Genomic DNA, 21,640 nt, shown 5'->3' with positions numbered 1-21,640 from the left:
TGAACTTGTGTATTTTTTATAATCTTTGTCCCTATGGGAACCGAACATTACATAGCGGAGCTGCTTTATAGATACAATTGTGTAATGGTGCCGGAATTTGGTGCTTTTTTGACACAGCTTAAATCTGCCGTTATCAATGATGCATCGAATTCGTTCTACCCTCCTTCAAAAGTAATATCTTTTAACGAACAACTGACTTCCAATGACGGACTGTTGGTTTCCTACATGGCCGATGCAGAAAAAATGTCCTATGAGGACATGCAAAAGCAAATAGCCGCCGTGTCCCTTAAGTGGAAAAAACTTCTTAAGGAAGGAAATAGATTGAATCTTCCCAACATAGGTGAGTTATGGTTGAACAAAGAAGGAAAAACCCAGTTTCAGCCTTCGTACCAAGTAAATTATCTTACCTCGTCCTTTGGATTGTCCACATTTGTGTCTACCCCAATTTCTAGGGAAGTTTTAAAGGAGGAAGTGGTTGAACTGGAAGAGAAAATTCCATTTATGATTACCCCTGAGGCTAGGAAAGAATCTACCCTTAAGCCCTATTTAAAGTATGCAGCGGTAATACTATTGGCCATTGCCACAGGTTTTACTGGCTACCGACTTTATAACGAGAAAATGTACGACCAAGAATTGGTTAGGCAGGAAGCTAATCAACAAGTTTCCAAAAATATCCAGGAAGCTACCTTTTTCAATACCGCTCCCTTGGAATTGCCTGCAGTATCCCTAAATGTCATCACCAACAAAAAAAGTGGTGGTGTGCACCAAGTTATAGCCGGAGCTTTTAGAATTCAGGAAAATGCCGAAAAGAAAGTCCTTCAACTTAAAGAAAAAGGATACGATGCCTCCTATCTTGGTGTTAATCAATATGGTTTGCATATGGTAGCCTATGGCAGTTTTGACGATGCCAAGGAAGCCCTAAATTATTTAAGGAAAATTAAGCAGTCCGAATCGCCAGAGGCTTGGTTGCGTTCCGTAAAATAATTCTTACTCTCCTTTTTAACTTAATATTAGCAATGTATCTTTGCCCAAAAGAAATGTATGGAGCCAAAGACGCCCAGTGAATCGCGCACCTTAATGACCGATATGGTCCTTCCAAGTGAAACCAACCCTTTGAACAACTTGTTTGGAGGCGAATTGTTGGCCAGAATGGACCGTGCCGCCAGTATTGCCGCCAGGCGCCACAGTAGACGTATAACAGTTACTGCTTCGGTAAACCATGTAGCCTTTAACCAAGCTGTTCCAGTAGGAAGCGTGGTCACGGTTGAGGCAGCCGTTTCCAGAGCCTTCAGGACCTCCATGGAGGTATTTATAGATGTTTGGATGGAAGACCGGTTTAACGGCGAGAAATCCAAGGTAAATGAGGCTATCTACACCTTTGTGGCTGTGGACGATAGTGGAAAGCCTACTACAGTTCCAGAATTAAAGCCAGAGACCGAATTGGAGATTCAACGTTTTGAAGCCGCCCTGCGTAGAAAGCAGCTAAGTTTAGTGCTCGCCGGCAAGATGAAGCCCAAAGATGCCACCGAACTCAAGGCCTTATTCATGGATTAAAAATCGAAATTATTGGGATCGGGACCAAATCTTTTTCCACGGTCCAATTGCTCCAATTTTTTTACATCCCCGTCGGTAAGTTCAAAGTCGAAAATATCGGCATTGGCCCTAATCCGTTCCTTTTTTGCAGATTTTGGAATGGTAACAACTCCCTTTTGCAAATCCCAGCGCAGTACAATCTGGGCAATGGTCTTATTGTATTTTGCCGCTAGGTCCTTCATTATATCCAATTCAAAGATATGCCCCTGCATCAATGGGGACCAGGCTTCATACTGAATGGTATTTTTATTGCAAAAATCGATCAATTCCTGTTGTACCAAATAGGGGTGAAATTCCATTTGGTTCACCATTGGGACAATTTCCGAGGAAGTAAGTAAATCCTCGAGATGATGCTGCATAAAATTACTTACTCCAATAGCCCTTACCCCCCTATGCTTGTACAAATATTCCATTGCACGCCAAGTCTCCTTATACTTTCCCTTTACAGGCCAATGTACTAGGTACAGGTCCAAATAGTCCAAATTCAAGCGCTTTAAACTGGATTCATATGACTTTATGGTACTTTCATAGCCCTGATCGCTATTCCACACCTTGCTCACCACAAATATGTCCTTGCGGTCCACGCCGCTTTCCTTGATTCCAATGCCCACACCCTCTTCATTCCCGTAAACCGATGCAGTGTCTATATGTCGATATCCATCATCCAAGGCCCATTTTACGGCATTGGTCACTTCCTTTCCATCTTCGGACAAATAAACCCCTAAACCAAAATAGGGCATCTCCACGCCATTATGAAGCGTAAAAGTTCCTTTTAAATCCGTTAAATTTTTCAATTTTAAATTATTTTATAGTTGATATATCCATTCCTCAGGATTAAGGCGGGTTGTATCCTTGTAAAGATAAAATTTTAATTGGGTAGTGCCGCTGGATTTGCTGGTGTAAATATCCCCCAAATCAGACTTGGTGTTTACCTTATCCCCTTTCTTTACATAAACTCTGGAAAGATTGTAATAGGTACTTATATAATTTCCATGCTTAATCTGTACTCCCTTATTCCCCCCAGGAACAGACAGAATGGCGATAACTTCCCCTTCAAAGATAGCCCTTGCCTTGGATCCCTCATCCGTGGCAATGATTACCCCATTGCTTTCGTGCTTTATCCCTGGATAAACGGCGTCATTATAAACACCAAAACCCTGTCTTTTAATTCCCTTTTCCACCGGCCAGATCAATTTTCCCTTATTGGCCGAGAAATTATTGGCTACAATAGTAGCCTCTGGAGTCAAAACGAACTTACTACTACTTGTGGCGGTTGAACTGCTGGACTTACTAGCCTCTCTGTTAGAGGCGGCAATAGCACTGCGAATCAATCTTTCAATTTGTTCATCGATCCGTTTGGCCTCCTTCTTTTTATTTTCAATGGCCGTAGCATATTTGCTTTCGTTCTTCCTTATACTCTTCAGCAATTCCTTTTGGGATTGGATTTCCTTGTATAATTGATTTTTGATCTGGGTATTTTCCGCCACAAGTTTGTCCTTTTCCTTACGCTGTTCGGAAAGGTCTTTGTTCAATTGGGTAAGCTCGTCCGTTTTGGCCACAATTTGCTCGCCCTGTTCCTTTCTGTATTGGGTATATTGTTTCATATATTGAAACCGCTTAAAAGCCTGTAGAAAATTCTCAGAGGACAAAAGAAACATTAATCTACTCTGTCTGGATTTATTCTGATAGGACTTTTGGATCATATTCCCGTATTCTTCCTTAAGAAAAGCAAGATCGTTACGCAGTTTTCCAATGTTCCTAACATTCGTGTTAATCTGCCTATTAAGTAAGTTGGACTGTTGGTTAGTAACACGGATCAACTGTTGGCGAACATTTATTTTTTGATCCATGGCCTCCATCTGCTCCAAGACATTGCCCTTCTCCTTTTTCTCCGCGAACAAGAGTCGATTAATTTCCGATATTTCCTTTTGGAGTTGTTCCCGCTTGGATTCCAATGCCTTCTGTTCATTGGTCTGAGCAATTGCAATATTGCCAATACCAACAAACATAACTAAAAGAAAATAAACTATATAAGAGTGCTTACTTCCCATATTAATTTAATACAATTTCTTTGAAACCATTTGGTATATTATATGGGAAATTCAATGCCCTATTGAACTCCATATTCCTAAATTCTACTTTAATATTATTGGTATTGTCCCCATCAACGGCCAAAATATCTATCTCCCCTGGCAAGACCCATTTATTAACCTTTTGATAGGTCTTATAGTTGATTTCCAACAATCGTTTCTCCCATGGCTGCGACAACTGTTGCGTGGCCATTCTATAATTCAAAGGCTCTATTTGAAACAATGTTTTAAATAAATCCCCAGCCTTTTTTGGTTTTAACTGATAGTTGTTGTTGGCGATATCCACCATATACTTTTCATCCCGTAAATCGAAAAGAGGTTCTCCCAAAAGAAGGTTTTGTACTTTTTGAAAATTAAGGTCGGTTCCCAATAATTGACTCAAATAGGAAAAATTACCATCAAAATACTCATTGTCCAACTTATTATAGAACGAAACCCTATTTGGAGTAATGTAGGCTTTTACGATTCCCAAGGGCGCGCTTAACCATATGGCCTTATCCTTTTCCATCCTAAAACTTACACTAACGCTTTGAGTGCTCTCCCCGTCGGAATAATCTATCCTCATCTTTCCACTTAGGGTCTTAAAATTAAAATGGGAGTAATAGTGGTTTCTTATGACCGCTTTTGCGGTCAAATTTTCATCCACAGTACCGCTTTTAATTACGCTAGTGGACTTACACGAAAACACCAATACCACAAAAATGCCAAGAATAGCCCATTTTTGAAGTCTTTTAAAACTGTATTTCATAGATTTACGACCCGGATTTTAATTTACTAAGATACATATTTGCTTTGGAAGAATTTCCCAAAGCATTGTTAGCATCTACCAATTCTTTGTACATCTTATTGGCTAGATCAGCATCGTCCAATAAATAGTCCAATCCAGACTCCAATATGGCAATGGCCTCCTTATGTTTCTTCACCTTATTTAAACTAAGTCCGTATGTGTAATAAAAATATGGCTGTGCAGGGAAATTCTCCAAGGCCTCCTCACTTAAGGATGCAGCACTTTTAAATTCGCTCTTTTCCAAAAAGCCAGAAATATTGGTTACATAATTATCCATGGGGCTTTCTTTTTGGACCTCCACAATAATTGAATCCTTTTGAATTTCAGTATTTTCCCTGCTCTTGATGTGGTTGTGTATTCTCGAGGAAAGATCTTTGGAAAATGCCGAAATTTTCATACCGTTAAGTATTTTCAAGGCGCTTTCGTAGTTTTCCTGTCTAAAATAGATCAAAGCAAGATTTTCTTGGAGCTTGGCATTATTATAAGGGATCTTATCCTTTATCAAATCCATACCCAACCCTTGGCGTTGCGTAATATCTACCAAGGTATTCAACACCCACAGATTATCCGGCCTGGCATTCAAGGCCGAAATACCATATTGCTGAGCCAAAACAACTTGTTTGGAAGCCAAATAGGCCTTGGCCAGTTCATGGTCCAATACCGAGTTATTGGGGTCCAAGCGTTTACATTCCAAGAGTAGGTTAACTGCCCTATCGTAGTTTTCAATTCCCTTTTGTTTTAATGCCTCAAAGAATTTTTCCTGAAACTCATCGGTATATTCCTCTAAAAAAACCTCCGAACTCTCCTCTTCCTTAAATTCATTTTCTTGGGCATAACTAGGTCCTGGGATTAAAACTAGCCCCAAGGCGAAAATAAAAATGTAGCCCCTCCTTCTCATATTACGAATTCCTTTTAAAGGAAAATAAACCTTAAATCCTACGCAATTTCAGACCCAATATTGGATTGTCCCTAAATTACTTCTATTCTAACAGATTCTTATGGCAGAATAAAAAGACAACCAAAACCTTCATAAAATTAGTGATAATGCCAGAGCCCACCCTGTTTATGCCAGGGTTTTATTTTAACCCTGTACTCCCAAATCCTCCCTCGCCCCTTGAGGTTTCGGAAAGCTCCTCGACCAAGTCCCACTCTGCCCTTTCGTGCTTGGCAATAACCAATTGGGCTATACGCTCCCCGTTTTCTATTGTGAAAGCCTCCGTGGAAAGATTTATCAATATTACCCCTACTTCACCTCTGTAATCAGCATCAACCGTGCCAGGAGCATTTAGAACAGTAATTCCCTTTTTCGCCGCCAACCCGCTTCTTGGTCTCACCTGAGCTTCAAAACCTATTGGAAGCTCCAGAAAAAGACCAGTCTTTACTATGGTTCTTTCCATGGGTTGCAATACAATGGATTCTGTTAGATTGGCCCTAAGATCCATCCCCGCAGAAGCCAAGGTTTCGTAGTTGGGCAAGGGATGAACAGATTTATTGATGATTTTTATAGTCATTTTCTTAGAAATATTTGTTTTAACTTATCACTTTCAAGCCTATATACCATACCCAAAAATATAATAAATAATATACTGCCAATAATCAAATTACGATTGAAAGCGTAAAAAGATAGCATGGAAAATGAGATGGAAACCAGTAGATAAAAAATTATTTTTCTGTGATTGTAAGGTATAGGGTAATACATTCTGCCAAAAAAGAAGGAAAGGATAACCATGGAGCCATAAGCTACCAAAGTAGCCACTGCAGAGGCCACATATCCGAAATAGGGAATAAATGCATAATTAATAATTATCGTTAATACCGCTCCTATCAGGGAGATATAAGCCCCAAATTTTGTACGGTCCGTTACCTTATACCATACCGATAGATTGTGATAGATTCCCAGACAAAAACTTGCCAAAATAATTATGGGCACCACAGACATGGCCTCCCAATAATCCGAATTGGGAACAATGAATAGTTTGAGGACATCCGCATAGACCACAACAGAAAGTAATATAACGCTTCCCAAGATCACGAAATAATTGGTGATCTGTGCATAGGCCCTTTGGGGGTTATCACTTTTGGAGTGACTAAAAAAGAAAGGTTCTATTCCCATCCTAAAAGCCGTTGCAAAGAGTGTCATGAACAAGGTAAGTTTATAGCAGGCAGAATATTTTCCGATTTCACTCTCGGCAATATCATTTGGCAAAAGCCAATCTAACATAATCCTATCAAATACTTCATTGATGGTAAAGGCAATACCGGCTATTAAAACAGGGGCAGCGTATTTCATCATGTTGGTCCATATAAACCTGTCGAAGATGTAGGGCCTTCTTAAATATAGCCGCAACATCAAAAGGAGGGTTATGCCACTCGCTATCAACATAGAGATGAATATGTAGGAGATCTCAAAGTTGGGCTTGTAGAGAGCGCTTAAAAACGAATCTGGATTACTTTCCGCCATAATCGGAAGAATCAATAAGAAAAAACAATTGAGTCCTAAGTTGATAACCACATTGGCAATTTTGACCAAAGCATAGCGCATAGGTTTTTCATTGGCCCTTAACCAGGAAAACGGAATAATTACCAAAGCATCCAAAACAAGGATCAATATGGCATAGGTGATAAATTGGGGATCTATATCACTTATTGATGAAATGGTTCCCTTAAACATAAAAGCTAACAGCATGAATATAAAGGAAGAGACCCCAATGGAAATTAAGGAAGTGGTAACAACGGTTTTCTTATTTAAAGAGGTATCGTTGTAAAAACGAAAAAACGCAGTTTCCATGCCATATGCAAGCAGCACATTAAAAATAGCAAACCAAGCAAAAATAATGGAAACCTCCCCATATCCATCTGTGGGAAGAACAGTTACATATAAGGGCGTTAAAAGAAACGATAGCATTCGGGGCAATACCGTAGCTAAGCCATAGATAAACGTCTGTTTAAATAGTTTTTTAAGTGGATTCAAAGAAATCTATGAATTAGCTTTAAAATTAGGCATTTAATCAATGCGGGCAAAGTTAGTTAATTAGCTTATGCGACAAATAACTCCATAAATATAAAAACCCCACAATATTGTGGGGTTCTATGTTTTAAAACCTATCCATAACGACAGGAATTTTATTTAAAACTTATATGTTCAACGCCTAAATAGCGTCTAGTTGTTCAGGGCCTCAGCTCCACCAACAATTTCAAGGATCTCGCCGGTGATGGCAGCTTGTCTTGCTTTGTTATAGGTAAGTTTCAACTGATTTCTCAACTCAGTTGCATTGTCCGTTGCCTTGTGCATAGCAGTCATACGGGCACCATGTTCACTAGCAAACGAATCACGCACCCCCTTATACAACTGTGTCTTTAATGATTTTGGAATCAACTGTTCCACAATCTCGGCCTTGGAAGGTTCAAAAATATAATCGGCTGCCGAATTGGCTTCACCTTCTACGGGAACAATTGGCAAGAATTGCTCTGTCATTACTATTTGGGTAGCGGCATTTTTGAATTTGTTATATACAATTTCAATCTTGTCGTATGCCCCTGTGGTAAACAGATCCATCAATTCCTCGGCAATAACAGCTACATTATCGAACGTTAAATCATCATAAACCGCACTGTGGTTTGCAATAACCTTGTTCTTTTTCTTTAAAATATCATTAGCCTTTTTACCTATGGCAACAAAATCTACCTGTTTGCCAGCATAGGTCTCCCTTGCCAAAAGAGCACTTTGTTTTAAGATGTTCGTGTTGAAGGCGCCGCATAAACCCCTGTTGGATGTAATGGCAACGATCAAAACCTTTTTTACTTCACGATTATCGGCAAACTTGCTTCCGGAATCTGCATCCAAACTAGCGCTAAGACTTTGCAAAAGCTCCGACAATTTATCGGAATATGGACGCATTGCGGTAATGGCATCCTGAGCCTTCTTCAACTTAGCCGCAGATACCATTTTCATGGCACTGGTTATCTGCATCGTCGAAGATACCGAAGCAATTCTATTACGTATTTCTTTTAAATTGGCCATAGGCTCCACTTAAGCTCCCCAAGGAGAGGAATACTGTGTTAGACATTCATTTATTCAATTTTTTCTGTCCTCTTGGTTGAAAAGAGGACAGAAAAAATACTTTATTAATATTTAGCGGATAGATCTTTTGCTACAGAGCTCAAAACATCTATTACCTCATCCGTTAACTTTCCTGCCTTAAGCTGATCCAAAACGTCTCTGTGCTTGGCATTCAAGAACTCGATATAGTCCCTTTCAAATTCCTTTACTTTCTCTACAGGAACCTTGTTCAACAAGTTCTTGGAACCAGCATAAATAATAGCTACCTGATCTTCAACAGTAAAAGGATCGTTCTGTGCCTGCTTTAGAATTTCAACGTTTCTACGTCCTTTTTCAATAACATTCAATGTAGCGGCATCCAGATCTGAACCAAACTTGGCAAAAGCCTCCAATTCACGGAATTGTGCCTGGTCCAATTTTAAGGTACCTGCTACCTTTTTCATTGATTTTATCTGGGCATTACCCCCAACACGTGATACCGAAATACCTACGTTGATCGCTGGACGCACCCCTTGGTTGAAAAGATCCTGGGTCAAGAAGATCTGACCGTCCGTAATGGAAATTACGTTGGTAGGGATATATGCAGAAACGTCACCTGCTTGAGTCTCAATAATAGGCAAGGCAGTTAATGAACCTCCACCTTTTACCATAGGTTTCAAAGCCTCTGGCAAATCGTTCATGTTCTTGGCAATGGTATCATCGGCAATTACCTTTGCAGCACGCTCCAATAATCTGGAGTGTAGGTAAAATACATCCCCAGGATATGCCTCACGTCCCGGTGGTCTTCTTAACAACAATGATATCTCACGATAGGCAACCGCCTGTTTTGACAAATCATCATAGATAATTAAAGCTGGTCTACCTGTATCCCTAAAATATTCGCCGATAGCTGCTCCGGCAAATGGCGCATAAACCTGCATGGAAGCAGGATCGGAAGCATTTGCGGCAACAATGGTAGTATAGGCCAAAGCTCCTGCATCTTCCAAGGTTTTGGCTATGTTTGCCACTGTAGAGGCCTTTTGGCCAATAGCAACATATATACAATATACAGGTTCCCCTGCATCATAAAATTCTTTTTGATTCAAAATGGTATCCACACAAACGGTGGTCTTACCCGTTTGACGGTCACCAATAACCAACTCACGCTGACCTCTACCTACCGGAATCATGGCATCGATAGCCTTGATACCCGTTTGTAGTGGCTCGTTTACAGGCTGACGGAAAATAACCCCAGGCGCCTTACGCTCCAATGGCAATTCATATAAATCCCCGGTAATGGGCCCCTTACCATCTATTGGCGCTCCCAATGTATCTACAACACGTCCTACAATACCTTCACCTACTTTAATGGAGGCAATGGTCTGTGTACGTTTTACAACAGATCCTTCCTTTACATTTCTAGATGGGCTCAACAATACCACACCAACGTTATCTTCTTCCAAGTTAAGAACGATCCCCTGAAGTCCACCTTCAAATTCTACCAATTCCCCGTATTGGACATTAGACAATCCATAAACCCTAGCGATACCATCACCTACTTGTAGAACGGTACCTACCTCGTTTAATGAAGCTGATGCTTCAAATCCCGATAACTGCTTCTTTAATATTGCTGATACTTCAGCGGCTTTTACTCCTGCCATTTGTTATAGATATAAGATTAGGACCACATTGAAACCCAACATCGTCCAAAAAAATTATTTATAGACTATTTGTAAACTCTCTTTTCAAATTACTCAATTTGTTGGCGATGCTCGCATCGAACTGCAAATCTCCAACACGCAAAATAAAACCTCCTATAATGCTCTCATCCACCTTGTTCTCTATAGTGGATTCATTACCGGTAAGTTCAACTACTTTGCCCAATATCTTTTTTTCCAGATCAGCGCTTAGTGGTACCGCGGTGGTTACGAAAGCAACTCCTTGACCTTTACGAGCTTCATTTAAAATAATGAACTTCTCGGCAACGTCCTTCAAAATTGAAATTCGCTTATTATCCACCAAAGTGGAAATAAGTCCCTCAGTTACAGAACTGCTCCCGGAGAAAATTTCGGACAATGCCTTCTTTTTAACTTCACCCTTTAAAACGGGACTTCCCAACATTTCCTCAAGTTCAGGGCTGTCGGCAATAGTAGCTACTATTTTTCGAAAATCCTTCTCCACCTGATCGATAGCCTTATTCTCTACCCCCAAGTCCAATATTGCTTTTGCGTAACGTACGGCTGCTCTAGCTTCGTTCATATTCCAGTTCCTAATTTAGCTTGATATCCCCGATCATGTCCTCGACCAACTTCATTTGTTTGGCCTTATCGGAAAACTGTCCTTTAATTACTTTTTCCGCAATCTCCAAAGATAGGGTGGCAACTTCGTTCTTTATATCGGCAACCGCTGCTTTCTTTTCGCTTTCAATAGCAACTTGGGCCTGCTTGATCATCTTATCAGCCTCTGCCTGTGCCAAATCCTTAGCATCGGCAACTATTTTCTCTTTCATCTCACGGGCCTCTTTGATCATAGACTCACGTTCTACCCTTGCCTCTTGCAAAAGACGTTCGCTATCGGCAGTAACATTTTGCATTTCCTTTTTGGCGTTCTCCGCTGCAGCCAAGGCGTCCTTGATACCTGATTCACGATCCTCAACGGCATCAAGAATAGGCTTCCACGCAAATTTACGTAACAAGAGAAGCACTGCTATAAACAATAACAATTGCCAAAAAAACAATCCAAATGAAAACTGCTCTATTAATTTTTCCATGTCCTAATTTATGAAATGTAAACGTTTAATTTTTAATTGTAAAAGAACAGCTATAACCAACCGTTATAGCCGTTCTTTATTTTGTTTGACTAAGATGCGAAAAGCGCAGCAAAACCAATACCTTCAATAAGAGCCGCAGCAATCAACATTGCTGTTTGAATCTTACCTGAAGCCTCTGGCTGACGAGCGATGGCATCCATAGCAGATCCACCAATTTTACCAATACCTAAACCAGCACCGATAACGATCAAACCAGCTCCTACAATAGTTGGGATTTCCATAATATATATAATTAATTATTAAACATTCTACTCTTAGTGATCGTGATGTTCCTCAACCGCCGAACCAAAATACAGGGCGGACAACATCGTAAATATATAGGCCTGTAAGGCCGCTACCAACAACTCCAACAAAGAAAGTGCAAATGCCAAACCAAACGACAATGGACTTCCTATCCAGTTTTTGAAGATAAACATCATTCCCAAAATACTCATCAAGACTACGTGACCTGCAGTAATGTTCGCATACAAACGAATCATTAAGGAGAAGGGCTTAATAAAGGTTCCCAAAAGCTCGATCGGAGCCAAAACAATCTTCATAAACACAGGAACATCCGGCATCCAGAAAATATGCTTCCAGTAATTCTTATTTGCGGTAAACGTTGTAATCAAATAGGTAAGGATGGCCAAAGCAAAGGTTACCGCTATATTGTTGGTAACATTTACCCCTAATGGAGTAAGGCCTAAAAGGTTAATGATCCAAATAAAGAAAAACACCGTTAACAAATAACTCATGTATTTCTTGTAATGCTTCTCGCCTATATTTGGAATAGCAATATCATCACGAATATAAAGCACTATAGGCTCCAACAGGCGCCCTATGCCCTTTGGCAATGCACTGGTTTTGTACGATTTGGCCATTCTGCCAAATAAAAACAACATCAAGGCAGACACCAAAAATATAAAAACGACATTTTTTGTAATGGAAAAATCCAATGGTTTTACATTGGTCGCATGATGATCTTCATCGTAGTTTATGGTCCCTTCTGCATCGGTCTTTACAATTTTACCATGATAAAGGGCATAATAATTTCCGTCTACTTCTGCCACAGATTCCCCATGGTGAAATTTGGAGGAAGAAAACACCTTTAAGCCGTTATCCCATAAAATTACAGGCAATGGAAAACCAACGTGCTCATTATTTTCTTCATCTATGGTAAATAGGGTAAAATCGTGGGAATCCAACAAGTGATGTCCAATAAATTCCTTGATTTCGGTTTTTAGGCTTCCTTTTTCCTCGCTGGACGAATGGTCCTTTTCTTGTGCGAAAGCATTGATACCCAGAAGAAGTGTAGCAACTAAAAGAACTTTGACGTAAAATGGTTTTTGCATATCGCTTAAAATATCGGTCTCAAAAAATCCGTGCAAATGTACGCTTTTATCTCAAAAAGAAAAAAGCATTAATCGGTTTATTTTGGACCATAACTTAAAAGTAATATGGAAAACAAAATTGAAGCTAACTATTTAGCATTCTGGCAGTAAAGAATGTCTCCAAAAGAAGGCACACCAAATAGGGAATAAAAAAAGTGGTAAACTCCAAGGATTCCATGTTCCCATCTGCATTATAGAAGGGATAAAAAACGAGAAAGAAAAATAAAAATTTGAGCATGCTCCCGCCTAAAAAAAGAAATCCGATCTGATCCCTCCATTTCTCCCGAAACCAGTAAAGCACCGAAAATATAATAAGGGCCAGTACCATATTGAGCAAATATGCCAAAACGATCATATGGTCCAATAAAGGAAATCCGAACAAATAAAGTGCCAGTAGGTGAAGGCAGAAAACCAACAGGCTCAACAATATTAGGGAAAGATAAAAAGAAAAAAGAAATTTATTCTTGGACATCAATACTTTATGCGTTTCAATTGCTGCAAAACCAAGTATATAGCAACGGCCACTCCCACTAAAGTAAGCACTATAACAAAGGTTTTGGATTCCATTTCAAAATATTCATCCAACCACTTTCCTCCCTGGGCAGCCAAAAAAATTATTCCGCCCATTTCAATGGCAACACCTGTAAGGATTGCCGCATTTTTTAAACCATTATTATTTTTAGGAGGCTTTTGCTGGCTCATTGCTGGTTGCTGAGTGTTTTGTTGGGCTATTTAAAGCGCCTTTGCCCTCCTTGCCCTTCATGGTACAGGAAGCATTAAAGGTAGCTCCAGGCTCAACAGCCAATTTGGATACCATTACAGTGCCCTCTATAACTGCAGAGGACTTTAGGGACAAGAGATCGGCAACGATCAACTCTCCGTTAAAATTACCTTCAATATCGGCATTGACACATTCCACTTTGCCATGAATATAACCATCGATTCCAATGACCACTTTTCCTGAAGTTTTTACGTTACCGTCCAATTTTCCATCGATCCGAAAATCGGCTTCGGAAACAATGTCACCTTTGATCTTGGTGTTTTTTTCAATTCTGTTGGGTTGTCCGCCTAATTCTGTCATAACACGAGGTTTTTTGTTATCTGAAAACATTTTGCTAAGGTTTTGGGGTTTATTGCTGAGCTTTATAATCTGCTATATTCTTATGTACTTGAATTATTTTATAGTTGCTGGATAAAATTACGAAATTCTCATCATCGATCCGGTAATCCTTATTGTTTTTTATCAATTCTGCATAACCTAAAGCGAAGTCCTTGGATTTAAAACCATGAACCACCACAAATTGATCTTCAAGATTATAGATGTCTTTGGATACCACATTCTTATATTTAAGATCCTCTATGGATTTTTCCAAAAGTTCCTTGAGTCTAAGGGCTTTTTTATCGTCCCTAATTTTAAGTGGAAATACTACCTTCCAATTTCCCGTACCTGTAGATTCGGTTTCGGTGGAAAATACCTTGGGTTCCAACTTTGGCAATTGTTCCGCCACCATAGTCTGTGCCTTTTTACCTTCGGGATTATTGGGATAGTTCAAGGCCACATAGTTCAAGGCCTCCTTAAAATCCTCAAACCCTTGTAACCTGCCAATGGCATTGGCTTTTAACATTTCAAACTTCGGAACAATAGGGTCCCCTGTGTATTTGCTGATATTTTCTTCGGCTCCAGTAATTACTTGTAAAAATTCTTGATTTTGGAACATTTTGTACAGACGTTGGTACTTGGCATCCGGACTATCGGCACTTCCGGTTAAAATAGCCTGTGGGTTTAAAAGGATTTCCGCATATCTGGATTCGGGATGGTTTTTAATGATGTCATATTTCATATCCGTTGCCAACGAACTTCCAGACTCTTCGTAGATCTTGTACAGGTTGTATTTAGATGGAATTATAAGCCTTTCCTCAGGATTGGATTTTAACACGCTCTCCAATTTACCGGCCGCCAAAAGATTTTCCTTAAATTTTTCCTTATAGATCAACCCCAATTGATAATTGGCAAAGTTACGCTCGGTCCTTAAACTGTCTATCAGCAATGGATTCGTAGGTATTTGACTTAGGTAGAACTCAACGCTGTATTTTTCCTCTTCCCCCAATGCCACAACATTATTCGCCGCAGTATTGGCCGGATTTTCGCCATTTACATCCAAATTTTGTGCTTTGGATTTGTTGGACCAGCGCCAATCGTCCTCTAGGGTTCTCTTACCCCATCTAGTCTTAAAATCGTTCTTGCCATAACCCAATGTGGTTATGTTATAAAAATAAAACTTGCCTTGGTTCTCCTTTCCTCCCTTTGTTTTACTAAAGGCGGCAAAACCGGCATTGGCCATATTTTCCCCTTTCTTTCTTTCATTTTCGGCAACTGCCTTTAATTGGGCAATATGCTCCTCGAAATAGGTTATTCTATCATCAATTGAAAACTCATATAAAGTTATTACACTATCAGTGTACTGTACCACCTCCTCATATTTAATAACATCTTCCAGGTTATCCAGTTTCTTTTTAACCTCCCTGTACTTCTTGGTATTCTCATTTAAATTCTGCAACACACTGTCATAATAAGCCCCAGAAGGTTTGTATTCATTCTGGTCAAAATTATAAATCGCCAAATTTTCATAGTTCAGGGCGTTCAATTGGGGCATATTCTGAGTGGCCCTCAAGGATTTGTTGTAATACACCAAGGCCAGGCTATCGGATTGGGTTGCCAAATGGAATTCTGCTACCTGACGGTATATTTTATTCAAAAAGGGCCTGTATTCCCGGTCCTCCTCCAATTCCGTAAGGTACTCGTACATTTCCTCCCTGTTGTCGTCGGTAAGTTCGGTATTCTGAATTTTTTGTAAATGGGCATTGATCATGTATACCCTGGGTGATTTCCTATTTAGATCGATGACCTTATCGAAGGCATAATTGGCACTGTCCTTATATCCCAATTCATTGAACAACTGACCAATAATATATAAGTAACGACCCCTCTCTGGATTCTTTTTGGTATATACCGATGCAATTTTCAACTGCTGAATGGCAGTATCTTGAATTTTAAGATTGATGTAGGCCTGACCCATCATGGCACGGGCGTCCGCATATTCTTGATCGCTTAAATATTCCTGCTTAATTAAACGCTTTAAATTTCTTAGGGCAAGCTCCTCATTTTCTAGACGAATATTAACCTTTTCCCTCCAAATGGTTGCTTCATTAAGCTTATCGCTCTGCGTATATTTATTTAGGATATAATTGAAGGATTCCAAGGCAGGCATGTAACGCTGGTCAAAATACCTGGCCTTGCCCAAAAGTAAAAAAGCCTCATCGGTCTGGGGATTGCGCTCCTCGTCCTTTATGTCCATACTGTGCTTTTGTATGGCTTTGGTAGCCTTTTCCTCGGCAATAAGAAAATTGGGATTGTTATCTTCGGAATCCAGCTTTATGTCTTCGGTGACCTCTAGTCTTTCTACGGGCAATATTTCCCAATAGTTATCCTGGTATACGGCATTGAGACCCTCTCGCCCTTCTTCAAAAGCAATATTACCATTATACAGGGTATTGTACTTGGTGTTAAGTGCGTGCCAATTGCGGTTTAAAAGGGCGTCTTTCTTGGTAGAACAGGCATTAAACGCCAATCCTCCAAAAACAACCGAAAATATAAGTTTATTGCGAAGCTTCAAAATTCTATGTATTCGTACGTATCCTTAACTTAAAAACGACCGGATTATTATGTAGTTGGTCGACAAAAACTGCATTATTTTTAGTTATTGGATAATTCCTATCCTGGCCCAAGAAAAGCTCAGCAACAAAATTCTTGATAAAAACACAACTTAGGCTTGCAAAACCTAAAACCGGCAGAAAACCATATTGAAGGGAGATGAGGAAAATAAGATTGATTGATAATGACATTATCGGCTACAGGACAATTTATCCTCCAAAAAATACTTCCAACTCCTTAAGGGTTTCCTTAGAGGTCTGGATATCCCTTACCAGCTCTCCCTTGTTGAGCACTACGATCCTCTCGCAAACCTCAGTAACATGGATAAGATCATGACTGGAAACCAGAACGGTAACTTCTTTACTGGCCGCCAGATCCTTGATAATCCCTTTTAGCTTTATTTGGGTAGTTGGATCCAAGTTGGCAAAAGGTTCGTCCAATATAATTACTTCGGGATTACCAATGAAGGAGGCAACGATTCCAACTTTTTTCTGATTTCCTTTGGATAAGTCCCTCAAGTATTTTTTCTGACCCAAAATTTCATCGTGAAAAAAATCTTCGAACCCGGCCAACAAACTGTCTACATCGGCCTTGTTACGACCCCTCAGTTCCCCTATGAAATAAAAGTACTCCTCCGGAGTTAAGTATCCAATTAAAAAGGTCTCATCAATAAATGCCGATGTAAATGGTTTCCAAGACTCACTTGAATCTATTTGCACGCCATTATTAACGATATGTCCTGTAGTAGGCTGAATTAAATCTAGCATTAAACTAAAAAACGTGGTCTTTCCGGCACCGTTGTTGCCCACTAGACCAAAACTTTGACCCTTGGGGATTTCCAAACTTTCAATATTTAACACGATGGACTCCCCGTATTTTTTTGTTAAATTTTGGACTGTAATCATGCTTATTTATGTTTTTTGTTTGTAGGCCGCAAGCGTCTTATACTTTTCCTTCTTGTAAATGGACTCAATCATGGCAAACACCTTATTTCTAAATCCAAATCCGATAACCCCCGCCATACCAACAAAAATATAGCCCGCGGTTGGACTAATTAAATAATGGCCCAGGGCATAAACCCCCAAGGGCAGAATTAGCTTGGGCAAAGTCAATAACAAGGTTTTTGAATTAAAGGCCTGTTTGTCCCCAAATGCCTTTTTATTGGATGTTAGATCAATGGGTGTTTTAATATAGGCCCCGCCCCATAAAACCAGATAGGAATTGACACCAATATTGTAAATGGCCCCAACAATCACCGCCAAATAGGCATCCCAGCCAAAGTATATATAGAAGGAAGCTAGAATAGTACTTGCCGCGGTAGCCATGATTATCAAGTACCATTTGGAAGTTAAATATTCCCTGTACCTGATATTCTGACTCATCATTAAGGGATAGTATGAACTGTCCCAACTTGGCACAAACTGACCAAAACTGAATAAGAACCCCCCGGAAATAAAAATCCCGGCAAATATTTTCCAAACCGGGCCGTCGTAAGCCTCTATACCACCCGTAAAAAAGAGAAGTCCATAAAAAATAAAGAAGAAACTCATGATTACAGCGGTTTTTGACCTCTTGTTCCTCCTAATCAATTTAATATCGTTCTTTAAAAATGTACCCAAATTCCCAAAACGGTTCAACCAGGCATAGTCCTCCGTTTTGGCCATAGATTTCTTTCCCGCCAGTCCGGCATCCAGATACATATGCCTTTTAAAATAGGTAAAAGCAGAAGTTGCCACCGCTATTAGCAACCCCCAAGTTAAAAAGGCCATCCAAGGTAGCTCATAAAGTATATTAAAAAATGGCGAGGTGTAGGTTGTTATATTAAACAGTCCATAATATTGACAAATTCCCAAGAGCGAAAAAAGGCCCAGCAGCATGTAAAAAACATTGTCCTTATTATTGACCAATACGTTAATAAAATTATTGCACAAAAAGAGCGCCATGGTTCCCAAATGCCAACCCATGACCCCCATAGGGGAGTAACCCTCAACCACTAATACTACAGAAAAGGGCACAAAGAAAAATGCATGTGACCAATTGAAAAATGAAACTACCGTTTTCCCTAAGGAATACCCTACTATCTTACTTTTGTTAATAGGTAGGTACAGCAAAGGCTTAATATTGGTAATCGGCATTTTCTGAAGCATATACCTAATGTACAGATCCCCTACTAAATAATAAACCATGAACCTATTTACCACCAAGAGGGGGTCTCCCCAAGCTTGCTTTTCAATGATATAAAAAGCCCCAATTCCAAGCCCTAGAAATACAGCCATAAAATAGAGGGCCCCAAAAACCATAAAGATCTTTATGGCAAGATTGGCTTTAAAAGAGGCGGATCTAAAAAAGGATTTCCATTCAAGCGTAAGAAAGTGCTTTAGCATTCTTTTGGATAGTTAAATCTGACAGATTAGTGCCTAATTTAGGGTATTTGTTACAAACAGCTGGTATTTTTTTAATTTCCCGTTTTAAATCCTCCCTGCTTTGCTTAATTTTGCACCAAAGATTTAATATGGCCCAATTTCATTCGCTTACCGTTCAAAAAATTAAACCGCTTACCCCTAACTCAGTTGCAATAACTTTTGCCATTCCAAAAGAACTGATCCAGACCTTTGCCTTTACTGCCGGTCAGTACATCACCATTAAAAAGGAAATAAAGGGCAAGGAATTGCGCAGGGCATATTCTATTAGTTCCTCTCCTAAATGTGAGGGCATTACCATTGGTGTTAAGAAAGTGGACAAGGGGGGCTTTTCAGATTTTGCACATAACAAACTTAAGGTAGGGGATGTATTGGAAGTAATGCCTCCGGAAGGCCGATTTATTTTTAAACCCTCTCCTAATCCAAGGAACATAGTGGCCTTTGCGGCAGGTAGCGGTATTACTCCGATCATGAGTATTGCCAAAACCGTTTTGGAATCCAATTCCAAAAATAATTTTGTGTTGGTATATGGGAATAAATCCTATAAGGAAACCATGTTTTATACCGATTTGGTGAAGCTTCAATTAGAATATACCAATAGGTTTCATATCTATTTTATTTTGAGTCAGACCCAAGAGGACGAATCTATTTTTGGACGTATAGAAGCCTCTACGGTTAACTATGTACTCAAAAACAAACATAAAAACCTGGAATTCAACGATTATTATCTCTGTGGGCCGGAGGCAATGATACAGTTGGTGACCGAAAACCTAAAAGACAAGGGCATTTCTGAGGATAAGATTCATTTTGAACTGTTTACCTCAACAGAGATCAAGGACGAACTTCCGGAGAAACCGGAAGGAAAGACCCAACTTACCGTTATTGTGGATGATGAGGAATTTTCCCTGTCCATGGATAAAGGTACCCTGGTACTGGATGCCGTTTTAAAAGAGAACATAGATGCTCCCTATTCCTGCCAAGGTGGAGTATGTAGCAGTTGCATTGCGCGTATCAAGGAAGGAAAGGCCGACATGGTAAAAAACCAAATATTAACCGATGGTGAAATAGCCGAAGGATTGATCCTTACTTGTCAGGCGCACCCCACTACCCCTACTTTAACCGTGGATTACGACGATGTGTAAACACTAAGGGCTGTTGGCCTATTTCCAAGTCGGCTCATAATAGACACTAAGTCTACTGAAATTTCTGCTCCATTACCCTTATGGCGTGCTCGTAACCAATGGTATAGGCTTTTTCAATTCCCTTTTTGTCCAATATACCAATGAGCTCCAAGGCTCTGGGTTCGAACAATAGGTCGCATTTATTAACTTTGTTCCTGTTAATGGCATAAATCATCAAAGAGGTAGTCCTATTGGCCAACTGCAAGGACGACTTTATTCCTTCTTTGGGAATTTCCCTGATTCCGGAAACATTACTCCCAATTACAAAATCTGATGAAACGGCAACTACATCATAAGGGAAATTGTTCATTATACCTCCATCGGCATATAAACGTCCATTAATAGCCACCGGACTAAAAACAGGAGGTAAGGCTGCAGAGGCCAATAAAGGTCTAATCAATTCCCCTTCAGAAAATATTTTTTCATCCCCTTTTTGCAAGTCGGTAGCTACAACATAAAGTTTGCGCTGCAAAGACTCAAAGGTATTTCTCGGAAAATAATTTGAGAACAAATCGAAGTACCTTTCCGTGTCCAACAGGCCCGGTTTTAAAATAGTCATAAAATTATAGCGGAAGAGGGGTGTTTCCTTAAAAAACTGAAGCATTTCGGAAACCGAATTACCGTTGGCATACAATGCCCCTATCAATGCCCCAACACTGGTGCCCGAAACGACCCGGGTACTAATGCCAAATTCGTTAAGGGCTTGGATCATCCCTATATGTGCCATTCCCTTTACGCCCCCTCCGGACAATACCAGTCCAACCGATTTTGATTTAATTTGCGATAAATCCATTTCAATCCTTGTTCATCATAGCTGTTTTACAACGGGAATATCCCTGCCAAACATTAGCCCAAAATTACCTATATCAGCCCTAACTTTAAAAAATTCAATTAGAAATAAATAATGTTCCACAAACTAGACAGTTGGTAAACTGGCTTTGGCCAAGCCGATTTTGACGAATTTCCGCTTTTAATCCGCCCGTTAGTTCCAATAATCGGATTTTTAATGTAAGGACTGTAAAGTTGTGGTACCAAAAACCGACCGAACAGTATGTTCTGCTAAATCTTTACTATTATATACTTTTCCGGAATTGAAAGGACGTTGTAGCCCAAAATAAACAAACTCCGCAAAATGGATATAAAAACCGCATATTTTGATGGCCTAGGCAGGACAAGAAATCCAGAGGCACATTAATATCAGGAATGCAATAGAAACACCAAGAGGATTGCTGGCATAAAATATATGGCTATGGTCCTTGCCCCATCGTAATCCTTTGCCATACGCTGACCAAATAGCAGCATCAACAAGGCCAGACATGCAAAAATAGCGCCGGCCAAGGCAATAGATCCATCCCCTTCAACAATAAGAAAATAAAATCCTATGGTACAAAGTGTCCCTGCCACGATTTCCGTAACCATTACCGTACCCAATAATAAGGGTACCATATTCTTAAAAGGTGTTTGGGAAAAATGACTTTTTAACCATGACAAATTGCCCTTCCAGTCCAAGATTTTGTCCAATGCACTTTGAAGAAAAGTAATGATCAAAAAAAGAAGAAGGAGTAATTCTGCGGGATTGGTTAATACGTTGTCCATGTTAGTGACTTTATGATTATAT

The 21,640-nt window shown here is 39.8% G+C and carries 23 protein-coding genes; 3 read left to right on the top strand and 20 right to left on the bottom strand.

Annotated features, from left to right (window positions below):
- Positions 1-33 precede the first annotated feature (33 nt).
- On the top strand, positions 34-984 hold the full coding sequence (locus U735_RS0123660; RefSeq protein WP_031446185.1) for an HU domain-containing protein: 951 nt from the start codon (positions 34-36) through the stop codon (positions 982-984).
- A gap of 57 nt (positions 985-1,041) precedes the next feature.
- Positions 1,042-1,554: an acyl-CoA thioesterase gene (locus U735_RS0123655; RefSeq protein ID WP_031446184.1), complete on the top strand. Its 513-nt coding sequence runs from the start codon at positions 1,042-1,044 to the stop codon at positions 1,552-1,554.
- On the opposite strand, the gene U735_RS0123650 is transcribed toward U735_RS0123655, so the two are convergent.
- From U735_RS0123650 to U735_RS0123560, 18 genes are all read right to left on the bottom strand, one after another.
- Positions 1,551-2,387, bottom strand: a complete 837-nt coding sequence (locus tag U735_RS0123650) for an aldo/keto reductase (protein ID WP_031446183.1) — start codon at positions 2,385-2,387, stop codon at positions 1,551-1,553. The two genes, U735_RS0123655 and U735_RS0123650, sit on opposite strands and share 4 nt — an antisense overlap.
- Before the next feature lie 12 nt (positions 2,388-2,399).
- Positions 2,400-3,644 carry a murein hydrolase activator EnvC family protein gene (locus U735_RS0123645; RefSeq protein WP_031446182.1) on the bottom strand — a complete coding sequence of 415 codons (1,245 nt, stop codon included), beginning with the start codon at positions 3,642-3,644 and terminating at the stop codon, positions 2,400-2,402.
- 1 nt (position 3,645) lies between these two features.
- Positions 3,646-4,431 (bottom strand): DUF4292 domain-containing protein, encoded by a 786-nt coding sequence (locus U735_RS0123640; RefSeq protein ID WP_031446181.1) that lies wholly within the window; start codon positions 4,429-4,431, stop codon positions 3,646-3,648.
- Between the two features lie 4 nt (positions 4,432-4,435).
- A complete protein-coding gene (locus U735_RS0123635; RefSeq protein ID WP_031446180.1) occupies positions 4,436-5,368 on the bottom strand; it encodes a tetratricopeptide repeat protein in 933 nt (310 codons plus the stop codon).
- 178 nt (positions 5,369-5,546) lie between these two features.
- Positions 5,547-5,981: a dUTP diphosphatase gene (gene dut / locus U735_RS0123630; protein WP_031446179.1), complete on the bottom strand. Its 435-nt coding sequence runs from the start codon at positions 5,979-5,981 to the stop codon at positions 5,547-5,549.
- Entirely contained in the window at positions 5,978-7,441 is a 1,464-nt protein-coding gene (locus tag U735_RS0123625; RefSeq protein WP_031446178.1) for a lipopolysaccharide biosynthesis protein, read from the bottom strand. Before U735_RS0123625 ends, dut begins: the two co-directional genes overlap by 4 nt.
- Positions 7,442-7,630: 189 nt before the next feature.
- The gene (atpG, locus tag U735_RS0123620) at positions 7,631-8,491 is read right to left on the bottom strand and encodes an ATP synthase F1 subunit gamma (RefSeq protein ID WP_031446177.1); all 861 of its coding nucleotides are present in this window, start codon (positions 8,489-8,491) and stop codon (positions 7,631-7,633) included.
- A gap of 104 nt (positions 8,492-8,595) precedes the next feature.
- Entirely contained in the window at positions 8,596-10,170 is a 1,575-nt protein-coding gene (gene atpA, locus U735_RS0123615; RefSeq protein ID WP_031446176.1) for a F0F1 ATP synthase subunit alpha, read from the bottom strand.
- A 58-nt stretch (positions 10,171-10,228) separates the two neighbouring features.
- Positions 10,229-10,768, bottom strand: coding sequence for an ATP synthase F1 subunit delta (gene atpH / locus U735_RS0123610; protein WP_031446175.1), 540 nt, complete (start codon positions 10,766-10,768; stop codon positions 10,229-10,231).
- Positions 10,769-10,778: 10 nt separating this feature from the next.
- Positions 10,779-11,279: a F0F1 ATP synthase subunit B gene (locus U735_RS0123605; RefSeq protein WP_031446174.1), complete on the bottom strand. Its 501-nt coding sequence runs from the start codon at positions 11,277-11,279 to the stop codon at positions 10,779-10,781.
- Positions 11,280-11,368: 89 nt separating this feature from the next.
- The gene (gene atpE / locus U735_RS0123600) at positions 11,369-11,560 is read right to left on the bottom strand and encodes an ATP synthase F0 subunit C (RefSeq protein ID WP_031446173.1); all 192 of its coding nucleotides are present in this window, start codon (positions 11,558-11,560) and stop codon (positions 11,369-11,371) included.
- A gap of 33 nt (positions 11,561-11,593) precedes the next feature.
- Positions 11,594-12,670: a F0F1 ATP synthase subunit A gene (gene atpB, locus U735_RS0123595; RefSeq protein ID WP_031446172.1), complete on the bottom strand. Its 1,077-nt coding sequence runs from the start codon at positions 12,668-12,670 to the stop codon at positions 11,594-11,596.
- Between the two features lie 124 nt (positions 12,671-12,794).
- Positions 12,795-13,181: a DUF6168 family protein gene (locus U735_RS0123590; RefSeq protein WP_031446171.1), complete on the bottom strand. Its 387-nt coding sequence runs from the start codon at positions 13,179-13,181 to the stop codon at positions 12,795-12,797.
- Positions 13,181-13,411: an AtpZ/AtpI family protein gene (locus U735_RS0123585; RefSeq protein ID WP_031446170.1), complete on the bottom strand. Its 231-nt coding sequence runs from the start codon at positions 13,409-13,411 to the stop codon at positions 13,181-13,183. Before U735_RS0123585 ends, U735_RS0123590 begins: the two co-directional genes overlap by 1 nt.
- Complete coding sequence (locus U735_RS0123580; RefSeq protein WP_031446169.1) at positions 13,389-13,820, bottom strand: bactofilin family protein; 432 nt, start codon at positions 13,818-13,820, stop codon at positions 13,389-13,391. The genes U735_RS0123585 and U735_RS0123580 overlap by 23 nt, the downstream gene beginning before the upstream one ends.
- 19 nt (positions 13,821-13,839) lie before the next feature.
- On the bottom strand, positions 13,840-16,383 hold the full coding sequence (porW, locus tag U735_RS0123575; protein ID WP_031446168.1) for a type IX secretion system periplasmic lipoprotein PorW/SprE: 2,544 nt from the start codon (positions 16,381-16,383) through the stop codon (positions 13,840-13,842).
- Between the two features lie 247 nt (positions 16,384-16,630).
- Positions 16,631-17,326, bottom strand: a complete 696-nt coding sequence (locus U735_RS0123565; protein ID WP_031446166.1) for an ABC transporter ATP-binding protein — start codon at positions 17,324-17,326, stop codon at positions 16,631-16,633.
- A gap of 6 nt (positions 17,327-17,332) precedes the next feature.
- The gene (locus tag U735_RS0123560) at positions 17,333-18,805 is read right to left on the bottom strand and encodes a DUF5687 family protein (protein WP_031446165.1); all 1,473 of its coding nucleotides are present in this window, start codon (positions 18,803-18,805) and stop codon (positions 17,333-17,335) included.
- 128 nt (positions 18,806-18,933) lie between these two features.
- Here U735_RS0123560 and U735_RS0123555 point away from each other — a divergent pair, with 128 nt between their 5' ends.
- The gene (locus tag U735_RS0123555) at positions 18,934-19,983 is read left to right on the top strand and encodes a ferredoxin--NADP reductase (RefSeq protein ID WP_031446164.1); all 1,050 of its coding nucleotides are present in this window, start codon (positions 18,934-18,936) and stop codon (positions 19,981-19,983) included.
- 52 nt (positions 19,984-20,035) lie between these two features.
- Here U735_RS0123555 and U735_RS0123550 read toward each other — a convergent pair whose 3' ends face one another.
- Together U735_RS0123550 and U735_RS0123545 are read right to left on the bottom strand one after the other, a co-directional pair.
- A complete protein-coding gene (locus U735_RS0123550) occupies positions 20,036-20,815 on the bottom strand; it encodes a patatin-like phospholipase family protein (protein ID WP_031446163.1) in 780 nt (259 codons plus the stop codon).
- Between the two features lie 404 nt (positions 20,816-21,219).
- Positions 21,220-21,618, bottom strand: a complete 399-nt coding sequence (locus tag U735_RS0123545) for a hypothetical protein (RefSeq protein WP_031446162.1) — start codon at positions 21,616-21,618, stop codon at positions 21,220-21,222.
- Between the last annotated feature and the right edge of the window lie 22 nt (positions 21,619-21,640).

The sequence above is a fragment of the Arenibacter algicola genome, assembly GCF_000733925.1.
In the GTDB taxonomy this organism is placed as follows: Bacteria; Bacteroidota; Bacteroidia; order Flavobacteriales; family Flavobacteriaceae; genus Arenibacter; species Arenibacter algicola.
Note: the sequence above shows the minus strand (reverse complement) of the source record. Positions and strands in the feature narration are given on the sequence as shown.